The organism is Streptomyces sp. NBC_01288, from assembly GCF_035982055.1.
In the GTDB taxonomy this organism is placed as follows: Bacteria; Actinomycetota; Actinomycetes; order Streptomycetales; family Streptomycetaceae; genus Streptomyces.
Window position 1 is genome coordinate 8,300,238 of record NZ_CP108427.1, and the last position, 17,432, is coordinate 8,317,669.

Annotated in this window: 17 protein-coding genes and 1 pseudogene; 10 read left to right on the forward strand and 8 right to left on the reverse strand. The window is 70.7% G+C overall.

Annotated elements, in window-relative coordinates:
- Positions 1 to 42: 42 nt before the first annotated feature.
- Together OG194_RS37345 and OG194_RS37350 are read left to right on the forward strand one after the other, a co-directional pair.
- Complete coding sequence (locus OG194_RS37345; RefSeq protein WP_327405158.1) at positions 43 to 3,495, forward strand: DNA polymerase III subunit alpha; 3,453 nt, start codon at positions 43 to 45, stop codon at positions 3,493 to 3,495.
- A gap of 5 nt (positions 3,496 to 3,500) precedes the next feature.
- Entirely contained in the window at positions 3,501 to 4,481 is a 981-nt protein-coding gene (locus OG194_RS37350) for a DNA polymerase Y family protein (protein WP_327407341.1), read from the forward strand.
- A gap of 28 nt (positions 4,482 to 4,509) precedes the next feature.
- Here the strand turns inward: OG194_RS37350 and OG194_RS37355 are convergent, their stop codons facing one another.
- Both OG194_RS37355 and OG194_RS37360 read right to left on the reverse strand, forming a co-directional pair.
- The gene (locus tag OG194_RS37355) at positions 4,510 to 4,710 is read right to left on the reverse strand and encodes a hypothetical protein (protein WP_327405159.1); all 201 of its coding nucleotides are present in this window, start codon (positions 4,708 to 4,710) and stop codon (positions 4,510 to 4,512) included.
- 150 nt (positions 4,711 to 4,860) lie between these two features.
- Positions 4,861 to 5,637 (reverse strand): alpha/beta fold hydrolase, encoded by a 777-nt coding sequence (locus OG194_RS37360; protein WP_327405160.1) that lies wholly within the window; start codon positions 5,635 to 5,637, stop codon positions 4,861 to 4,863.
- 192 nt (positions 5,638 to 5,829) lie between these two features.
- Between OG194_RS37360 and OG194_RS37365 the strand changes: the two genes are divergently transcribed.
- Together OG194_RS37365 and OG194_RS37370 are read left to right on the forward strand one after the other, a co-directional pair.
- Entirely contained in the window at positions 5,830 to 6,447 is a 618-nt protein-coding gene (locus OG194_RS37365; protein ID WP_327405161.1) for a TetR/AcrR family transcriptional regulator, read from the forward strand.
- 157 nt (positions 6,448 to 6,604) lie between these two features.
- Positions 6,605 to 8,128 (forward strand): MFS transporter, encoded by a 1,524-nt coding sequence (locus OG194_RS37370; RefSeq protein WP_327405162.1) that lies wholly within the window; start codon positions 6,605 to 6,607, stop codon positions 8,126 to 8,128.
- Between the two features lie 21 nt (positions 8,129 to 8,149).
- Here the strand turns inward: OG194_RS37370 and OG194_RS37375 are convergent, their stop codons facing one another.
- Positions 8,150 to 8,524 (reverse strand): cupin domain-containing protein, encoded by a 375-nt coding sequence (locus OG194_RS37375; RefSeq protein WP_327407342.1) that lies wholly within the window; start codon positions 8,522 to 8,524, stop codon positions 8,150 to 8,152.
- Positions 8,525 to 8,619: 95 nt separating this feature from the next.
- Here OG194_RS37375 and OG194_RS37380 point away from each other — a divergent pair, with 95 nt between their 5' ends.
- Positions 8,620 to 9,063: a MarR family winged helix-turn-helix transcriptional regulator gene (locus OG194_RS37380; protein WP_327405163.1), complete on the forward strand. Its 444-nt coding sequence runs from the start codon at positions 8,620 to 8,622 to the stop codon at positions 9,061 to 9,063.
- A gap of 146 nt (positions 9,064 to 9,209) precedes the next feature.
- Entirely contained in the window at positions 9,210 to 10,070 is an 861-nt protein-coding gene (locus tag OG194_RS37385; protein ID WP_327405164.1) for an esterase/lipase family protein, read from the forward strand.
- A gap of 69 nt (positions 10,071 to 10,139) precedes the next feature.
- On the opposite strand, the gene OG194_RS37390 is transcribed toward OG194_RS37385, so the two are convergent.
- Positions 10,140 to 11,168: a lytic polysaccharide monooxygenase auxiliary activity family 9 protein gene (locus OG194_RS37390; RefSeq protein ID WP_327405165.1), complete on the reverse strand. Its 1,029-nt coding sequence runs from the start codon at positions 11,166 to 11,168 to the stop codon at positions 10,140 to 10,142.
- Between the two features lie 193 nt (positions 11,169 to 11,361).
- Between OG194_RS37390 and OG194_RS37395 the strand changes: the two are divergent.
- A pseudogene (locus tag OG194_RS37395) lies at positions 11,362 to 11,711 on the forward strand (GNAT family N-acetyltransferase).
- Between the two features lie 28 nt (positions 11,712 to 11,739).
- On the opposite strand, the gene OG194_RS37400 reads toward OG194_RS37395, so the two are convergent.
- On the reverse strand, positions 11,740 to 11,874 hold the full coding sequence (locus tag OG194_RS37400) for a hypothetical protein (protein WP_267930306.1): 135 nt from the start codon (positions 11,872 to 11,874) through the stop codon (positions 11,740 to 11,742).
- A 134-nt stretch (positions 11,875 to 12,008) separates the two neighbouring features.
- Here OG194_RS37400 and OG194_RS37405 point away from each other — a divergent pair, with 134 nt between their 5' ends.
- On the forward strand, positions 12,009 to 12,617 hold the full coding sequence (locus OG194_RS37405; protein ID WP_327405166.1) for a class I SAM-dependent methyltransferase: 609 nt from the start codon (positions 12,009 to 12,011) through the stop codon (positions 12,615 to 12,617).
- A gap of 37 nt (positions 12,618 to 12,654) precedes the next feature.
- Here the strand turns inward: OG194_RS37405 and OG194_RS37410 are convergent, their stop codons facing one another.
- Together OG194_RS37410 and OG194_RS37415 are read right to left on the reverse strand one after the other, a co-directional pair.
- Complete coding sequence (locus tag OG194_RS37410; RefSeq protein ID WP_327405167.1) at positions 12,655 to 13,155, reverse strand: DUF402 domain-containing protein; 501 nt, start codon at positions 13,153 to 13,155, stop codon at positions 12,655 to 12,657.
- The gene (locus OG194_RS37415; protein WP_327405168.1) at positions 13,136 to 14,056 is read right to left on the reverse strand and encodes a GNAT family N-acetyltransferase; all 921 of its coding nucleotides are present in this window, start codon (positions 14,054 to 14,056) and stop codon (positions 13,136 to 13,138) included. The genes OG194_RS37410 and OG194_RS37415 overlap by 20 nt, the downstream gene beginning before the upstream one ends.
- Before the next feature lie 111 nt (positions 14,057 to 14,167).
- Here OG194_RS37415 and OG194_RS37420 point away from each other — a divergent pair, with 111 nt between their 5' ends.
- A complete protein-coding gene (locus tag OG194_RS37420; protein WP_327405169.1) occupies positions 14,168 to 14,539 on the forward strand; it encodes a GntR family transcriptional regulator in 372 nt (123 codons plus the stop codon).
- Between the two features lie 171 nt (positions 14,540 to 14,710).
- On the opposite strand, the gene OG194_RS37425 is transcribed toward OG194_RS37420, so the two are convergent.
- A complete protein-coding gene (locus OG194_RS37425; RefSeq protein WP_327405170.1) occupies positions 14,711 to 15,805 on the reverse strand; it encodes a DUF5925 domain-containing protein in 1,095 nt (364 codons plus the stop codon).
- Between the two features lie 188 nt (positions 15,806 to 15,993).
- Between OG194_RS37425 and OG194_RS37430 the strand changes: the two genes are divergently transcribed.
- Positions 15,994 to 17,409 carry a GH39 family glycosyl hydrolase gene (locus OG194_RS37430; protein WP_327405171.1) on the forward strand — a complete coding sequence of 472 codons (1,416 nt, stop codon included), beginning with the start codon at positions 15,994 to 15,996 and terminating at the stop codon, positions 17,407 to 17,409.
- The last annotated feature ends 23 nt before the right edge of the window (positions 17,410 to 17,432 follow it).

The following is a 17,432-nucleotide window of genomic DNA, read 5'->3' on the forward strand; positions in this document are numbered from 1 at the left end:
CGGACGGATGGCCGAAAAGGGGTGGAGCGATGGAGGTGCGGCATGGCGGGCTTCGCCCATCTGCACGTCGCGTCCGGTTACTCCGCCCGCTACGGCGCCTCCCACCCCGAACAGCTCGTCCGGCGGGCGGTCGGGCAGGGCATGACGGCGCTCACGCTCACCGACCGGGACACGGTCACCGGCGCCGTTCGCTTCGCGCAGGCGTGCGCCGGAACAGCGGTCCGGCCGATCTTCGGCATCGACCTGGCGGTGGAGGCCCTCGCACCCCCGCCGCCCGTACAGCGCCCGCGCACCCCCGCCCGCGGTGGCGCGCACGTGGTCGAGCCGCCCCTGCGGTTCGTGCTGCTCGCCCAGGACCGGGCGGGCTGGGCGCGGCTGTGCCGCATCACGTCGGCGGCGCACGAGGGTGCCCTGTCCGGTGCGGCGCCGGTGGTGCCGTGGGAGGCGCTGCGCGCGTACGGCGGCCCCGGACTGACCGTGCTGCTCGGGCCACTCTCGGAGCCCGTGCGGGCGCTGTCGGTGGGCCGGGAGGACGTCGCGATGAAGCTGCTGGCGCCCTGGCGGGAGATCTTCGGGAAGGGGGTCCGCTTGGAGGCCGTAGCGCAGAATCGTTTCGGCACGGCTCCGGGCTCCCTGCGGCTGGCCGCCCGCACCCTCGCCCTGGCCGACCGCACCCGCACCACCGCCGTGCTCTCCAACGCCGTCCGCTACGCCGACCCCGCCCAGCACCGCCTCGCCGACGTCCTGGACGCGGCACGCCTGCTGCGCCCGATCGATCGGCGCCGGCTGGACAGCGGGCAGCGCTGGCTCAAGGACGAGAGGGAGATGACGGTCGTGGCCCGGATGATCGCCGAGTGCGCGGGAGCGGACGTCCGCCGGGCCCGCCGGCTGCTGGCGGACACCGCGAACACCGCGGCCGGGTGTGCCGTCGACCCGGCCGCCGACCTCGGCCTCGGCACCCCGCACTTCCCGGAACCGTCGCTCTTCGGCGCCGGACCGGAGACGGGCGGCGCGGCCGGGCTGCTGCGCCTGAGGTCGGAGGAGGGCCTGGCGCGACGCGGCCTCGACCGTGACCGGGCGGCACGCGACCGGCTGGAGGAGGAACTCGCCGTCATCTCCCACTGGAACTACGACGCGTACTTCCTCGCCGTCGGCCAGGTCGTCGCCGACATCCGGGCCAAGGGCATCCGGGTCGCCGCGCGCGGCTCCGGCGCCGGCTCGCTGGTCTGCCACGCGCTGGACATCGCCACCGCCAACCCGCTCGACCACAGCCTGCTGTTCGAACGCTTCCTGAGCACCCGCCGCGAATCGCTGCCCGACATCGACATCGACGTGGAGTCCGCCCGCCGCCTGGAGTGCTACGACACGATCTTCGAACGGTTCGGGAAGGAGCGGGTGGCGGTCACCGCGATGCCCGAGACCTACCGCGCGCGCAGGGCACTGCGCGACACCGGCCTCGCGCTCGGCATCGCCCCGGCCGACGTCGACCGGATCGCCAAGAGCTTCCCGCACCTGCGTGCCTCCGACATCACGAGCGCGCTCGCCGAACTGCCCGAACTACGCCAACTGGCAGGCGAGGCAGGTCGGTTCGGGCCGCTGTGGGAACTGGCCGAGGGCCTCGACTCCCTGGTCCACGGCATGGCCATGCACCCCTGCGGCGTGGTCATCAGCGACGCCACTCTCCTGGACCGGCTGCCGGTGCAGCCCACCCCGCAGGGCGACTACCCCATGGCGATGGCCGCGAAGGAGGAGATCGAAGCGCTCGGCAACATCAAACTCGACGTCCTCGGCGTACGCATGCAGTCCGCGATGGCCCACGCCGTCACCGAGATCGAACGCGCCACCGGCAATCGCATCGACCTCGACGACCCCCAACAGGTGCCGCTCGACGACGTGTTCGCCTTCAAGCTCATCCAGGAGAGCCAGACGCTGGGCCTGTTCCAACTGGAATCCCCCGGCCAGCAGGACCTGTTGTCCCGGCTCCAACCCCGCGACGTGCAGGACGTCATCGCCGACATCAGCCTCTTCCGCCCCGGCCCGGTCGCCGGCGGGATGCCCGAGCGCTATATCGCCGCGCGTCATGGCGGTACGCCGGTGTATGCGCACCGGGACCTCGAACCCGTGCTCGCCGACACCTACGGCGTGACTATCTGGCACGAGCAGATCATCGACACCCTGCATGTGCTGACCGGCTGCGAACGGGCCTTCGCGGAGATCACCCGGCGGGCGCTGGGCGACAAGGAGCAACTGCCCCGGATCAAGGACTGGTTCCACGAGAAGGCACGCGCGCGTGGCTACAGCGCGGCCGTCCGGGACGAGGTCTGGAAGACCGTCGAGGCCTTCGGGGCGTACGGCTTCTGCCGCGCCCACGCGGTCGCCTTCGCCGTACCGGCCTTGCAGAGTGCCTGGTTGAAGGCGCACCACCCGGCGTTCCTGCTGGCCGGGTTGCTCGAACACGACCCCGGGATGTGGCCCAAGCGCGTCCTGGTCTCCGACGCCCGCCGGCGCGGTGTGCCGATCCTGTCCGTCGACATCAACCGCTCCCGGGTGAAGCACACCGTGGAGATGACCGAGAAGGAGGAGTGGGGCGTGCGACTCGCGCTGTCCGGGGTGCGCGGTATCAGCGAGGAGGAGTGCGCGCGGATCGAGGAGGGGCAGCCGTACGGATCGCTGTCGGACTTCTGGCAGCGGGGCCGTCCCAGCAGACCGGTCGCCGAACGCCTCGCGGAGATCGGCGCGTTGGCCTGTCTGCACGACGGTCGCCTCACCCGGCGTGATCTGCTGCTCCAGATCGCCGAGTTGCACCGGCAGTCCCGCAACCGGACCGCGGGGGCCGGCCAACTGCCCATGGACACGGGGGCCGTTGGGGGAGTGGAGCCGAGCGGGTTGCCGGAGATGACCGGACGCGAGGCGCTGAGCGCCGAGTTGGGCACCCTCGGTATCGACGTCTCCCGGCATCTGATGGAGCATCACCACCGGCTGCTGCGCGAGATCGGCGCGACGGACGCGGCGCACCTGGCCGAACTGCGCGCGGGGCAGCAGGTGTTGGTCGCCGGGGTGCGGGCCTCGACGCAGACCCCGCCGATCGCGAGCGGCAAGCGGATCATCTTCGTCACCCTGGAGGACGGCTCGGGCCTGGTCGACCTCGCCTTCTTCGAGGACTCCCATCCGGCCTGCGCGTACACCGTCTTCCACAGCGGGCTGCTGCTGGTGCGCGGCACGGTCCAGGTGCGCGGCACCCGTCGTACCGTCGTCGGTTCCATGGCCTGGGACCTGGACGAGATCGCGGGCGCCCGCCGGGACGACGGTCCCGAGGCGGCGCTCGCTCTCCTGGGCGCCGACCGCCCGCATCCGACGCCCGCCCAGCCCCAACGCACCCTCGCCAACGGCACCACAGGCGCCCGCCTCCACCCCTACGCCGACCTCCAGCCCGCGGGCACCCGCTCGGCCGACCTGAAGAAGTTCGGCCACCGCAGCCCGGGGAGTGCGGGATGAGCGGGATGACCACGCGTCGGCGGCACATCGCCCACTTCCATCTGCATGCCGCGCTGAGCGAGGCTCGGTACGACGACATAATCGAACTGGTGTCCGGGATCACGCCCCACGTCCAGGCCATCCCGCCCAACGCCCTTCAGGTGGACCTGACTTCGGCGCTCCGGTACTTCGACATGTCTGCCTACGACGCGGTCCAGACGGTGAAGATGAGACTGAAGGCCCTCTACGACATCGACAGCAGCGCCGGCCTCGCGGGCAACCGCATGCTGGCGGCGATGGCGGCCGACGCGTCCGCCCCGGGGGACACCACCTGGGTGCCCACCGGGGAAGCGGCCGACTGGCTGTACCCCCGGCCGGTCACCGCGCTGCCCGGGATCGGCCGTGCCACGGCGGACACGCTGCACCGATACGGCCTGCACACCATCGGCCAGATCGGCGACCTGCCTCCGGCGACCCTGCAACGACTCCTCGGCGCGGGCCAGGCACGGCTGTTGACCGAGCGCGCCCGCGGCCACGACCCCCGCCCGGTCGTCCCCGCGGAACCGGCGGCGCAGCTTGCCGCTGACCTGGTCCTGAGCCGGGACTGCCTGGACCCGGCCCAACACCACCGGGCCGTCCTGGGACTTGCCGACCGGATCGGCCAACGCCTGCGCGGAGAAAGGAAGTTCGCGGGCCGACTCACCCTCACGGTGAGATACGCCGACCGCAGCTCCACCACGCGTACGCGGGTGCTGCCGGAACCCACCGACCACTCACCCGCCGTCGCCGCCACCGCCCTGGGCCTGTTGACCTCTCTGGGATTGCAGCGGGCGCGGGTCCGGGCCTTTGCGCTCCGCGCCGACGACCTGCGGCCGGCGAGCTGTGCCTACCGTCAACTCTCCATGGATCCCGGGGACGCCCGCGCCCGCGCGGTCGAAGCCGCCGCGGACCGGGCCCGGCGGCGTTTCGGGCAGGAGGCGGTACGCCCGGCGGCGCTGGCGGACTGACCTCTGTCGCCCGGAACTGTCCCCGCGCTCAAGGGCGTTGGCGGGGGGTGTTCCGCACCCGCCAGGCCCGCAGCAGCAGGAAGAGCCCGATCAGCGCGACCACCACACCCAGCACCGCGTACTGACCGTGGCCGGACATGGCCGAGCCGTTCATCGCGCCGACGCCCTGCGCGATCCAGACCGCGCCGAGCACGACGAGGATGATCCCGCCGACACCACGGACCACCATGGTCACTCCATTCCCCGCACCGTTACGTCGCGTGGACGGTAGCCGCCCACGTTCACCGCTCAGCTTCGTCCCGTTCGATGCGCTTGGGGTGGTCGAAAACCTTACGGAACGAGAACGTCGTATCGACCGGGGTGTTGAGGCGCGGGGGCGTCAACTGTTCGCCGCGGCGCGCAGGATGAGCCTGGTGATCACTTCCGGGTGTGTCACGAGCGACAGGTGGCCGGAGTCGACCTCGATGGTCGTGGCGTTCATGCGCCGGGCCATGAAGCGTTCGAGTTCGGGGTCGATGGTGCGGTCGTCCTTCGAGACCGCGTACCAGGACGGCTTCCGGTGCCAGGCGGCGACGCTCGTGGTGGGTGCGGCGGTCGAGAGCAGCCCTTGGGCCGCGTAGAGCACGAGGGCTTCCTTCCTGGGCACGCCGTTGGCGAAGTCCTTGAGGAACGCCGACCGGCCGATCCACTTGAATCCGCCCGAGGTGACGATCCCGGCGGTGACCGGCGGGGTGGGGAAGTTCGCGGAGAGCGCGGCGTAGTCCTCACCGGCCTCCGGGGCACGGGCGGCGACGTAGACGAGCCCGGCGACGTTCGGTGCGAGCCCGGTCTCGGAGATGACGGTGCCGCCGTAGGAGTGCGCGACCAGGATCGTGGGGCCGTCCTGCCGGGCCAGCGCGAAGTTCGTGGCGGCGACGTCGGCGGCGAGGGACGTCAGCGGATTCTGTACGGCGGTGACGTTCATGCCCGCCGCCTGTAGCAGCGGGATGACCTTCGCCCAGGAGGAGCCGTCCGCGTAGGCGCCGTGCACGAGTACGACGTTGCGCACCGCGGGCCCGGAGCCACGGGTCGTCGCCCCGGCTGCCGGGACGCCGGAAAGCGTGGCTGCTGCGACTCCCGCGCCGAGCGCGGAGAACTGACGGCGGCTGAATGTCATGATCGTCTGCTTTCTCTTCTATCGGGGATGTCAGGGATGCCGGGGGCTCGGACGGCGGAGGGCTTGGTATCCGGGTCTCGGGCGTCCGGGTCCCGCCTCGACTGTACTGGCTCTTGCTGCCGTATGGCGGTGTGCGCCATATGGCAGTATGTGACAGGCAAGGGCAGTGGACCGGTGTGTGGAGGGTGTGGAGTGGGACTTCGAGAGATCAAGATGGAGCGGACCCGTCAGCTCATCGCGGACACGGCCATCGCGCTCTTCAGCGAGCAGGGGTTCGACGCCACGACGGTCGATCAGATCGCCGCCGCGGCGGAGGTCGGCCCCCGGACGGTGTACCGCTACTACCCGACCAAGGAAGCGCTCGTCGTCCGCTTCACCGAGGACACCCTGAACACCGCGCTTGAGGAACTGCGCGCTCTGCCCGAGGAAGTCCCGCTGCCGCAGGCCCTGTTCGAGGTGGTCGACAGTGTCCGGCGGACCATCGAGGGCGACTCGGAGCGGCGCAAGGTCGTCTACCAGATCATCGTCCGGACCCGGTCCCTCCACGCCGAGCTGCGTGCCGTGAACTGGCTGTGGCGCGAGAGCCTCGCGGAGGAGATCGGCCGGCGCACCGGAGGCCGTACCACCGACATGGTCGCGGCCCTCGCCGCCGCGAACATCGCGGCCGTCGTCGAGATCGCGGTCGCGGAGTGGGCGGGCGGTGAGGATCCCGCCGCCCTGGGCCTGGCCATCGAGCACGCTCTCGAACTTCTCCGTACCGGCGATGTCCCCCTTCCGGCGCCCGGCCCGGGTGGGCCGGACGCGGTATGACCCGTTCGCCGAGGCGGGATACGGCACCGATCCCAGGAATTCGGCAGTCACTGCCTCGCGGCAGATAAAGCTTGGTGGCAGTTACTGCCACTATGTGGGTACACTGGCGTACCGAAACGGCTTCGTTTCGCTTGCCTTTTTCGCCCCGGAGAGCCCCATGTCCACATCGCCCAAGCCCCTGACCGACGAAGAGGAAACGGCGGCACCCCCGCCGCCGGTCCCCGTCGCGGCCGAAGACGCGTCCGACCGTCGTCGCTGGTGGGTGCTGATCGTGATCGCGATCGCCCAGCTGATGGTCGTGCTGGACGTCACGATCGTGAACATCGCGATGCCGTCCGCGCAGCGCGACCTGGGTTTCAGCGACGGAAGCCGGCAGTGGATCGTCACCGCCTACGCCCTGGCGTTCGGCAGTCTGCTGCTCCTCGGCGGCAGGCTCGCCGACCTCTTCGGCCGGAAGATCGCCTTCCTGGTCGGCATCGCGGGCTTCGCCGGCTCCTCGGCCCTGGCCGGCGCGGCGCCGAACTTCGAAGTGCTGGTGACCGGGCGTGTCATGCAGGGACTCTTCGGCGCCCTGCTCGCACCGGCCGCTCTCGCCGTCCTCAATGTCACCTTCACCACGGCAAAGGACAGGGCCCGCGCCTTCGGCGTCTTCGGGGCCATCGGCGGTGCGGGAGGCGCCTTCGGACTGCTGCTGGGCGGACTGCTCACCGAGCACCTGAACTGGCGCTGGACCCTCTACGTCAACCTGGTCTTCGCCGTCATCGCGTTCACCGGCGGACTCGCCCTGATGCGCAAGGGCGCCCCGGCCGTACGGCCCAAGCTCGACCTCCCCGGCACCGTCCTGGGCTCGGCCGGTCTCTTCGGCCTGGTCTACGGCTTCGCGAACGCCGAGACGTACGACTGGTCCTCGCCGATGACCTGGGCGCCCCTGGCCGCCGCCGTGCTACTGCTGGCCGCCTTCGCCTGGTGGCAGACCCGCGCCACGCATCCGCTGCTGCCCCTGCGGGTCCTGGCCGATCGCACCCGGGGCGCGTCCTTCCTGGTGATGGCCATCGCCAGCGCCGGACTCTTCGGGGTCTCCCTCTTCCTGACCTACTACCTACAGTCCTCGCGCGGCTTCAGCCCCGTCAGGACGGGCCTCGCGTTCCTGCCGATGATGGGCAGCCTGATGGTCGTCGCCCAGCTGTCCATCAGCGTGCTGCTGCCGAAGATCGGCCCCAAGATCCTCGTGCCCCTGGGTCTGCTGACGTCGGCCACCGGCCTGGCCCTGCTGACCGCGCTCGACCTGAACAGCGGCTACGCGACCGGTGTGCTGCCCGGACTGCTCCTGATCGGTTCCGGTATCGGCCTGTCGCTGCCGCCCGCGATGAGCCTCTCCATTCACGGGATCAGGGTCGAGGACGCGGGCGTCGGCTCCGCGGCGGTCAATACGATGCAGCAGGTCGGGGGTGCCATCGGCACCGCTCTGCTCAACACCCTCGCCGCGAGCGCCGCGACCGCCTACCTCGTCGGTAGGACACCCACCCGGGCCACCGTGGCGCAGGCCCGGCTGCACAGCTACTCGACCGCTTACTGGTGGTCGGCCGGCCTCTTCGTCGCCGGCGCCGTGATCGCGGCGCTCATGTTCCGCAAGGGCCGCCCTGAGAGCGGTGAGCCGAGCGCTCCGATCGTCCACATGTGACCAAGGCCCCCTGTTCGTACGTCAGTTGGCCCACGGCGCGACAATGCGCGTGCCGTCCGCCAGCTCCGCCTCCAGGCCGATGGTCGTGGTGACCCAGGTGATCACGGTCCGGTCGGTGGGGTTCTCGACGCCGAAGGTCGCCCCCGGGTTGACGATCAACGTGTCACCCGCGCCGACCCGTTCGGTACGGCCGTCGAGCGTGATCACCAGCTCGCCTTCGAGGATGTGCAGGATCTCCTCGTGGTTGACGGTGTGCAGGGGAGCCTTGGTGCCGGCGGGGATCTCGCCCCGCCATGCGCACAACTCCTTGCTGCCGGTGCCGGGATGGGCGTACGAGACGAAGCGGGCGCCGTGGATCTCGTGGACGACGGCGTCGGACGGATGGATGACGGGCACGACTGCCTCCAGAAGTAGATAGTCAAGCTGCTTGACCATGTCCTCAACATGGTCAAGCAGCTTGACCAATCCGTCAAGGGTGTTTCAATGCCGTCGTGGAGAACTCCGAGGCCATCGCCCTGACCGCCGCTCTGCTCGCCGCCGCGGGCGATCTGACGAAGCGCATCAATGACGGGGTCATCGCCCGCGGCTTCGAGGTGCGCCCGGCGCACGGCTTCGCCTTCGCGCGGCTCGCGCCGGACGGGGCGACGGCCACCGACCTCGCCGCCCATCTCGGAATCACCAAGCAGGCCGCGAGTCAGCTCGTCGACGACATCGTCCGCAAGGGGTACGCCGAACGGCGTCCGCACCCCGGTGACGCGCGCGCCCGGCTGGTCGTGCTCACCGAGCTGGGGTGGGCCTGCACGCGAGCCGCGGAGGAGGCGGCCCTGGAGGCCGTGCAGCCGTGGGTCGAACTGCTGGGGGAGAGTGAAGTGCGCGTGTTGTGTGACCGTTTGCGGCGTATTGCGCCCTACGGTCCCCTCAGGCCGGCCTGGTGACTGGTTATCACTGGAAGTTTTTACTGACGCGTAACTTCACACTTCACCTACTCGCTCGTAACTTGACGAGTGAACAGCATTCTTGTGATCCGGATCACAGGGCGTAAGGCCGTCGCAACTCCCTTGAGCCGCAAGGAGATCACACGATGCTGCCCTGGAAACGACTGCTCAGACCCCTGACCGCGCTGCTCCTGACCGCCGCGGTCGCCGCCGTTCCCGCCACCGCCGCGCACGCGGCGAGCGCCCCCAGCAGTGGTTGGAACGACTACAGCTGTCGGCCCTCCGCCGCCCACCCCGACCCCGTCGTCCTCGTGCACGGCACCTTCGCCAACGCCACCGACAACTGGCTGGCCCTCGCGCCGTACCTGGAAGTCCGCGGCTACTGCGTCTTCTCCCTCGACTACGGCCAGCTCCCCGGCGTCCCCCTCGTATACGGCCTCGGCCCCATCGACCAGTCGGCGGCCCAACTCCAGGTCTACGTCGACAAGGTGCTCGCCGCGACCGGCGCCGCCAAGGTCGACCTGGTCGGACACTCGCAGGGCGGCATGATGCCCCGCTACTACCTCAAGTTCCTCGGTGGCGCCGCCAAGGTGGACACCTTCGTCGGCATCGCGCCCGACAACCACGGCACCACCCTGGACGGCCTCACCAAACTCCTGCCGTACTTCCCGGGCGCCGAGGACGTGATCGCCGCGGCCGCTCCCGGCCTCGCCGACCAGGTCGCCGGCTCGGCGTTCCTCGCCAAGCTGAACGCGGGCGGCGACACCGTCCCCGGCGTCCACTACACGGTCATCGCCACCAAGTACGACGAGGTCGTCACGCCCTACACGAGTCAGTTCCTGAGCGGGTCCGACGTGCACAACGTGCTGATCCAGAACCTGTGTTCAGTGGATCTGTCCGAGCACGCCCTGCTCGGGCTCACCGACCGGATCGCCTTCCACGAGGTCGCCAACGCCCTCGACCCCGCGCACGCCACCACCACCAACTGCCTGTCGGCGCTCAGTTGACCGTAGGCACGCCGCGGGGCCTGTCCGACCTGAGCCGCCGGACAGGCCCCGCCCCCTGCACGGGCCGTACTAACGGCCGTGCCGTCCACCGCCGTTGGTCGCGCGGCGGCGGACCGAGGCGAACAGGGCCGCGGCGCCGAGCGCCAAGGAGGCCGCGCCGCCCACGATGAGATACGGCGAACTGTCGTTGGCGCCTGTCTCGGCGAGGTTCTTCGAACTCCCCTCCGCCTGCGGCTCGTTGCCCTCGGTGGTCGCCTGGTCCGTCGCGGCGGCCGGCTCCGCCGACGTGCTCGCGTCCGCGTCCCCGTGGCCGTTGTGCTCGACCGTCGACTTGTCGGCACCGGCCGCGATCTGCTGGCTGGAAGGGGCGGAGGCGGTGGGCGCGGGAGTCGTGGGAGCGACCGGGGTGGGCTTCGAACTGCCCGCCGTGCCACCGCCGTTGGCGCCCGTGCCGCTTCCGCTGCCGCCGAAGCTGACGTCCGAGCAGGAGTAGAACGCCTCCGGGCTGTCCGAGCGCTGCCAGATCGCGTACAGGAGCTGCTTGCCGGAGCGCTGCGGAAGGGCGCCGGAGAAGGTGTAGAAGCCGCCCGTCGCGACCGGGTCGGTGGAGGTCGCGACGGGGTGCTCCAGGTCCAGGTCCGCCCAGGCGAGCGGCTGCGCGGGGTCGTAGCCGGACTTGGTGATGTAGACCTTGAAGGTGCCTTTGTGCGGGGCGGTCACGCGGTACTTGAAGGTGTACGAGCCGCTGCTCACGCTGGTCGCCGGCCAGTCGGCGCGGGCCAGGTCGAGGCCCTTGAACTCCTCGCTGTTCGCGCTGCACAGCTTGCCGTCCGGGATCAGCGTCTGGTGCTGCCCGTTCGCGTCGCCGATCCGGATGCCGTTCCAGTCGTAGAGCGCCTGCGTGCCACCGGCCGCGACCGCCGCCTTGCACGCGTCCGACTTCGGGCTCTCCGGCCCCTCCGCGTAGCACTGCGCGACCCTGCTGACGGGGTCGCCCATCGAACCGTGCGCCACCGCGGGCGCCGCGCTGAGTGCGGTCAGCGCGAGGGGGGTCAGACCGAGGACGGCGACAGCGGCGGCCTTACGGCGTGCGGGCATGGCGGAACTCCAACTCCTCGGACGGTGCTCGGCGCGGGGGACGGATCCCGTGGGGGTGATCAGAAGCTAGCCCCTGGAAACCGCGAAATCGCCTGCTGGAGACGGGAGAGGGAGATCCTTATGGTCGTGTTAAGGCAGGGCTAACTGAGGGCTCAGGGAGGGACGGTCCCGTGCGTCCGGAGAGGTGGTGCGGATGAGCGGAGCGGACGGGGTTCGCGTCGCGGCCGTCGCCGATGTGCCCGTGGTGAAGGCTGTGACCGATGTGGCGTACCGCCACTACATTCCGCGCATCGGTGTGGTGCCGCAGCCCATGGAGGCGGACCACACGTAGGCGGACCACATGGCGAAAGTGCCGCTGGGCGGCTGCTCCTGGAGTTCGTGGACGCACGCGCGCGTGAACTCGGGCCGGCCGAGGTCAGGCTCTGCACCAACGCGCTGATGTGGGAGAACCAGGAGATCTACCCGAGGTTCGGGTACGAGGTCGTGGAGCGGCGCACGGACGGGCCGTACGACCGCGTCCACTATCGGAAGCGGCCGGGCTGACCGGGGGCGGGCAGGCGGCGGACCGGGGTCAGCCGTCCGGCCACCATGTGCGGGCGATGTCCTTTCGGACCTCGGGGCGCTCGACAGGGCGCTCGTCGGTCTCGTCCCGTACCCGACGGGTGTCCGACTTCTTCAGGGGCTTCTGCACGGTCACGCGGCGCATGGCTGCCTCCTTGTGTCCACCCGGGTCGTGTTCTCACGGGGTAGACCGTTCCGGGGAGAGTGACTCATCGGCGCCGGTCTGTCTGTGGCGGCTGTCACGCTGGGACTGTCAGTGGCGGGTGTCACGCTGGGCGCATGAGTGAACCTGTAGCGAACGTCGACTGGGACGCGGAGGCCGCGACCTTCGACGAAGAGGCCGATCACGGGCTGCGCGACCCGGAGATCCGCCGGGCCTGGGCCGACCGGTTGCACGGCTGGCTGCCCGACCGCGCCGCCGACATCCTCGACCTCGGCTGCGGCACCGGCAGCCTGTCGCTCCTCGCGGCCGAGCAGGGGCACCACGTCACCGGCGTCGACCTCTCCCCGGCGATGGTGGACCTCGCCCGCGCCAAGCTGGCCGGCCGTGACGCGGCGTTCCTGATCGGTGACGCGGCGGCACCGCCGGTGGGCGAGCAGCTCTTCGACGTCGTCCTCGTACGGCATGTGCTGTGGGCGCTGCCCGACCCCGGCCGGGTCCTGCGGCACTGGCGCGGGCTGCTGCGCCCCGGCGGGCGGCTCGTGCTGATCGAGGGCCGCTGGGGGACGGTCAGCCCGGTCGGCATACCCGCCGACCGCCTCACCGAACTCCTGGCGCCCCTGGCCGGGTACGTGCACGTGGAGCGGCTGTCGGACGACCCGCAGCTGTGGGGGAAGGGCGTGGACGACGAGCGGTACGCGGTGGTGGCCATCCCCGCCATCCCCTGAGCGAGTCCGCCCGACGTCTGACCGAGCCCGCCCGCCGTCACGCCACCAGCGCGTCGAACCCGCCCTCACGGGCCAGCCTCTCCAGCTCGTCGAGCGCGGCCACGGCAGCCGCCGCGGCCGCGGGGTCCGACCCGGCCAGTCCGCTCTCCTCGAACTCGTCCTCGTCCAGCCGTCGTACGTCCGTCCCGTCGGCGGAGATCCACAGGTCCAGATCGAGGTCCTCTACGACGAGTTCGGTGCCGGAGAGTGTGGCGGGGCGGGTGATGTCGCAGTACCAGCCCTTCAACTCCCCGGCGTGGTCCCGGACTTCCTTCAGGGAGTACCAGCGGTCCCGCCAGTAGTACTCGGTGAAGATGTCGCCGTGCTCGAAGCGGACGAAGCCGAAGTCGCGGACGCCGTCACCGGCCCACGGGGCGCGGACGGCGAGGCGGGTGCCGTCGTCGAAGAGCAGCTCGGCCGCGTAACGGATCTTCGTGCGGCCGGCCTTGACGAGGATGACGTCCAACCGGCGAATGGGTTCAGGTGAGTTCGCGGACATAGCGCACCTCCGTGGCGCAGGTTTCGTAGCCGAACCAGGTGTTGATCGCGAGCATCGGGCCGTTGCCGGTGTCGTTGCCCGTGAACGCCTCCGTGTAACCCGCGGCGCGGGCGCGGTGCAGGGAGTCGTTCTTGGCGAGGCCTCGGCCGCGGTGGGCGCGGGCGGTGCCGGTCATCACCGTGCCGTAGCGGGTGCCGTCGTCCGTGCGGGCGGCACTGAAGGCCGCGGGGCGTCCGTCGACGAGGGCCACGGACGTCAACTCCTGGCTGAACAAGGGGTGTTGCCAGGTCCCGTCCAGCCAGGCCCGGTAGTCCGTGAACTCGACGCCGATGTCGCTGGGTTCGTCGGCCGTCGTCTCCGCGTCCAGCTCGAACAGGGGGCGCGGGTCGTCGGAGAAGTCGGAGCCCGGGCGGATCTCGACATCCGGCGGCGGGTCCTGGAGCGGGGGGGGTGCGCCCTGCGCCAGGTCCAGGCGCAGGAAGTACGCGGAACGGCTCGCCGTATAGCCGAACCGTTCGGCGAAGGCGTGGTTGGCCGGCTCGTCCAGAACCCAGGCGTAGAGCGTGGTCGCGCCCACGGCGGCCAGGTGCTCCTCGGCGGCGCGGGCCAGGAGTGAGCCCGCGCCCCGGCGCGTCCGCTCCGGGTGCACGTACACGTTGACGAAGCCGCGGTCGGGTTCCGGGCTGTCGTAGGCGATGCCGACCTGGGCCGTGCCGATGATCTCGCCGTCCTCCTCCGCGACCAGCCTGCGCAGCGCGGCCTCCGGCTGGGCGTGGGCGATGTCGTGGGCGACGGACTCCGGGGTGAACAGCACGTAGGGGAGGGCGAGTCGGCGGACCTCGACGAAACCGTCCAGGTCCGCCCGGACATCGGGGCGCAGGTCGCGTGCGATCACGGTCATGGGGTCGCACGCTACGGCGGGGGCGCGCGGGAGTGCCTCTTATTTTCCGGAGGGTGTCTTCGCCGGATTTCCGGAGGGTGCGTTCCGTGGTGGGTGCGGGACAATCGGGCCGTGACCTTGAAGATCCACATCGATGACAGTGCCGCGCCCTACGAGCAGGTGCGGGCGCAGATCTCCGAGCAGGCGCGGGCGGGGGTGCTGCCGGTGGGGTACCGGTTGCCCACCGTCCGGGGGCTGGCCGAGTCGCTCGGCCTCGCCGCGAACACGGTCGCCAAGGCGTACCGGGCGCTGGAGGCGGACGGGGTGATCGAGACGCGTGGGCGCAACGGGACGTTCGTCGCTGCGGCGGGCTCGGCGGCGGAGCGTGAGGCGTCGTTGGCCGCGCAGGCCTATGCGGAGAAGGTTCGGCGGCTGGGGCTCACGGAGGGGGATGCGGTGGCGGCCGTGCGGGATGCCCTGCGGGCGGCTTATGGGGAGGGGTGAGGGGAGTTCGGCACCGCCGTTGTGCGCCGCTGTTGCTGAGCGCCGTTGCGGCGGAAATGAATGGCGGCCGTATGGGATGGGCTGCCGACGGACTACGAGGCGTAGCGCAGCCGGTGTTGTCGGAAGGGCGGCTCGGTCGGCGTGGCTACCGGAGTGGCGGAGCCGGTGTCGCTACAGGTACAACCCCGCGTCCGCGCCCTCCCGTTGGTCCGGTACCGATGTCGGTTGCGTGCCTCGGCGCAACGCGTACAGCTCGGCCAGGGTCGCGCCCTCGCGGCCCACGCCCTCCTCCGTGCCGAGCCAGTTCACCGACTCATTGCGGGTGAGGGGGCCGACCTCGATGCGGGCGAGGCAGCGGCCCGGGCGGACGACGGCGGGGTGGAGGCGCTCCAGGTCCTCGTTGGTGGTGACGCCGACCAGGACGTTGCGGCCCTGGCCGAGGAGGCCGTCCGTGAGGTTGAGGAGCCGGGACAGGGCCTGGCCCGCCGTGTGCTTCGCCTCGCCGCGGATCAACTCGTCGCAGTCCTCAAGGAGGAGGAGCCGCCAGCGGCCCTTGCCCGTCGTGTCGTCCTCGCCGATCGCGATGTCCATCAGATAGCCGACGTCGCTGAACAGCCGCTCCGGGTCCAGCACGCAGTCCACCTGACACCAGTCCCGCCAGGAACGGGCCAGCGTGCGCAGCGCCGAGGTCTTGCCGGTGCCGGGCGGGCCGTGCAGCAACAGCAGCCGACCCGCGATGTCCTCCGGGGTCGTCTTCATCAGGGTGTTCATCGCGTCGGCCACCGGACGCGTGTAGTTGGCGCGCACCTCGTCCCACGTGCCCGCCGAGATCTGCCGGGTCGTCCGGTGCGGGCCGCGCCTGGGGGAGACGTACCAGAACCCCATCGTCACGTTCTCCGGCTGCGGTTCGGGTTCGTCCGCCGCGCCGTCGGTCGCCTGGTCGAGAACCTTCTCGGCGAGCTCTTCGCTGGTCGCCGTGACCGTGACGTCGGCGCCGCGGTTCCAGCGGGAGATCAGCAGGGTCCAGCCGTCGCCCTCGGCGAGGGTCGCGCTGCGGTCGTCGTCGCGGGCGGCGCGCAGCACGCGGGCGCCCGGCGGGAGCAGGGTCGCCCCGGTCCGGACACGGTCGATGTTCGCCGCGTGCGAGTACGGCTGCTCGCCCGTCGCGAAGCGGCCGAGGAACAGCGCGTCGACGACGTCGGACGGGGAGTCGGAGTCGTCGACGTTGAGCCGGATCGGCAGAGCGTCGTGTGGGTTAGCGGACATGGGGCCATGATCCGGCACACGGACGCCGTGTGCACCCGCTTTCCGCAGTGCGCCCCCGAGTGTCGGTTCCGTCCGGGGCATCCGATGTGTCCTGACTGTGTCCGCTGTGTATCCCCTCCGCCCTGTTACAAGGCTGTGCACGCGGAGACCTGCCCCACCGCCCGGCACCGACGTTACTGTTGCCCTTGATGGGACGTCATGGGTGGAATTCGGGGGCACTGCGGTGGCGGCTCACCGCGCTGCTCGGCGTCGGTGTGGCCGCACTGGCGCTGATCGTGACCCTGATCAACACGCTGCCCGGCGGCGGCAGCACCACGGGCACCTCACGCGACGGCGACAAGGTGCACGGCACCCCGGCGAGCCCGCCCGACGAGGACCGGCCCGAGGTCGGCTGGGGCTTCACCCACACCCAGTACAGCGCCGACGAGGGCAGCGACACCGCCACCGAGCGCGTCGAGGGGCTGCTGGCCAAGTCCCAACTCCCGCAGGACCAGGCCATCATGGGCTGGGGCGCCGACAACCCCGAGCCGGTGAAGGGGCGTTACGACTTCGGCGCCCTGGACCGCCGTGTCGACTTCATGCGCAAGTCGGGCGGCACCCCGGTCATCACGCTGTGCTGCTCCCCGGACTGGATGAAGGGCGGCAAGTCCGGTGTCGACAACACCAATTGGAGCCAGGCCTCGTTGGAGACGGCGCCGAAGCCCGACCACTACGCGGACTACGCGGCGCTCGCCGCGACCGTCGCCAAGCGGTACCCGGACGTCACCCACTTCATCGTGTGGAACGAGTTCAAGGGCTTCTGGAACGACGCCAAACAGCGCTGGGACTACGAGGGTTACACCCGGCTCTACAACCTGGTCTACAAGGCGCTGAAGAAGGTCAACCCGAAGATCATGGTCGGCGGTCCCTATCTGGTGATGGACAGCGTGGACCCGCGCGACGCGAACGCCTCCAGTACTTTCAAGGGCAGTTGGGGCGCGATGGACCAGCGGATCATCGACGCCTTCGACTACTGGAACAAGAACAAGGTCGGCGCGGACTTCGTGGTCGTCGACGGCTCCAGCTACACCAACGACGACGACCTGCTGCCGAACGAGTTCGGGGCCACCGACAAACTCACCGCCGTCAGCGAGTGGGTCCGTGAGCAGACGCACGACCTGCCGCTGTGGTGGGCCGAGTACTACGTCGAGCCCGCCGACGGCAACGACGACCGCAAGGGCTGGTCCGAGACCCACCGCGTCGCCGTCCAGGCCACCGGCATGATCGCCCTGGCCAAGGGCGGTACCACCTCCGGCTTCTACTGGAACCCGGAGGAGGAGAAGGGCACGGACTGCGCGGGCTGCCTGTGGACGCCGACCGACAGCTCCGACGGCGGGCGGCAACTCCCCATGTACGACCTGGTCTCCCGCTTCGACGCGGCCTTCGGGCCGGGCGCGAAGTACGAGACCGTGTCGGTCGCCGCCGACGACGTGCCCAACGTACGGGTCCTCGCCACCGACAAGACCATCCTGGTCGTGAACACCCTGGACCGGCAGATCAGCGCGGAGGTCGACGGCAAGCAGTTCGACATGGTGGCCTACGGGGTCAAGTGGCTGACCCGATAAGCCACTTGACCCCGTAGAGCCCC

What these genes read in the sequence shown, in the direction of transcription:
- OG194_RS37385 (WP_327405164.1), top strand. Translation starts at nt 9,210, where the DNA reads ATGCTGCCCTGGAAACGACTGCTCAGACCCCTGACCGCGCTGCTCCTG.
- OG194_RS37410 (WP_327405167.1), bottom strand. Translation starts at nt 13,155, where the DNA reads ATGTCCGCGAACTCACCTGAACCCATTCGCCGGTTGGACGTCATCCTC.
- OG194_RS37355 (WP_327405159.1), bottom strand. Translation starts at nt 4,710, where the DNA reads ATGGTGGTCCGTGGTGTCGGCGGGATCATCCTCGTCGTGCTCGGCGCG.
- OG194_RS37405 (WP_327405166.1), top strand. Translation starts at nt 12,009, where the DNA reads ATGAGTGAACCTGTAGCGAACGTCGACTGGGACGCGGAGGCCGCGACC.
- OG194_RS37425 (WP_327405170.1), bottom strand. Translation starts at nt 15,805, where the DNA reads ATGTCCGCTAACCCACACGACGCTCTGCCGATCCGGCTCAACGTCGAC.
- OG194_RS37370 (WP_327405162.1), top strand. Translation starts at nt 6,605, where the DNA reads ATGTCCACATCGCCCAAGCCCCTGACCGACGAAGAGGAAACGGCGGCA.
- OG194_RS37415 (WP_327405168.1), bottom strand. Translation starts at nt 14,056, where the DNA reads ATGACCGTGATCGCACGCGACCTGCGCCCCGATGTCCGGGCGGACCTG.
- OG194_RS37400 (WP_267930306.1), bottom strand. Translation starts at nt 11,874, where the DNA reads ATGCGCCGCGTGACCGTGCAGAAGCCCCTGAAGAAGTCGGACACCCGT.
- OG194_RS37350 (WP_327407341.1), top strand. Translation starts at nt 3,501, where the DNA reads ATGACCACGCGTCGGCGGCACATCGCCCACTTCCATCTGCATGCCGCG.
- OG194_RS37360 (WP_327405160.1), bottom strand. Translation starts at nt 5,637, where the DNA reads ATGACATTCAGCCGCCGTCAGTTCTCCGCGCTCGGCGCGGGAGTCGCA.
- OG194_RS37345 (WP_327405158.1), top strand. Translation starts at nt 43, where the DNA reads ATGGCGGGCTTCGCCCATCTGCACGTCGCGTCCGGTTACTCCGCCCGC.
- OG194_RS37390 (WP_327405165.1), bottom strand. Translation starts at nt 11,168, where the DNA reads ATGCCCGCACGCCGTAAGGCCGCCGCTGTCGCCGTCCTCGGTCTGACC.
- OG194_RS37430 (WP_327405171.1), top strand. Translation starts at nt 15,994, where the DNA reads ATGGGACGTCATGGGTGGAATTCGGGGGCACTGCGGTGGCGGCTCACC.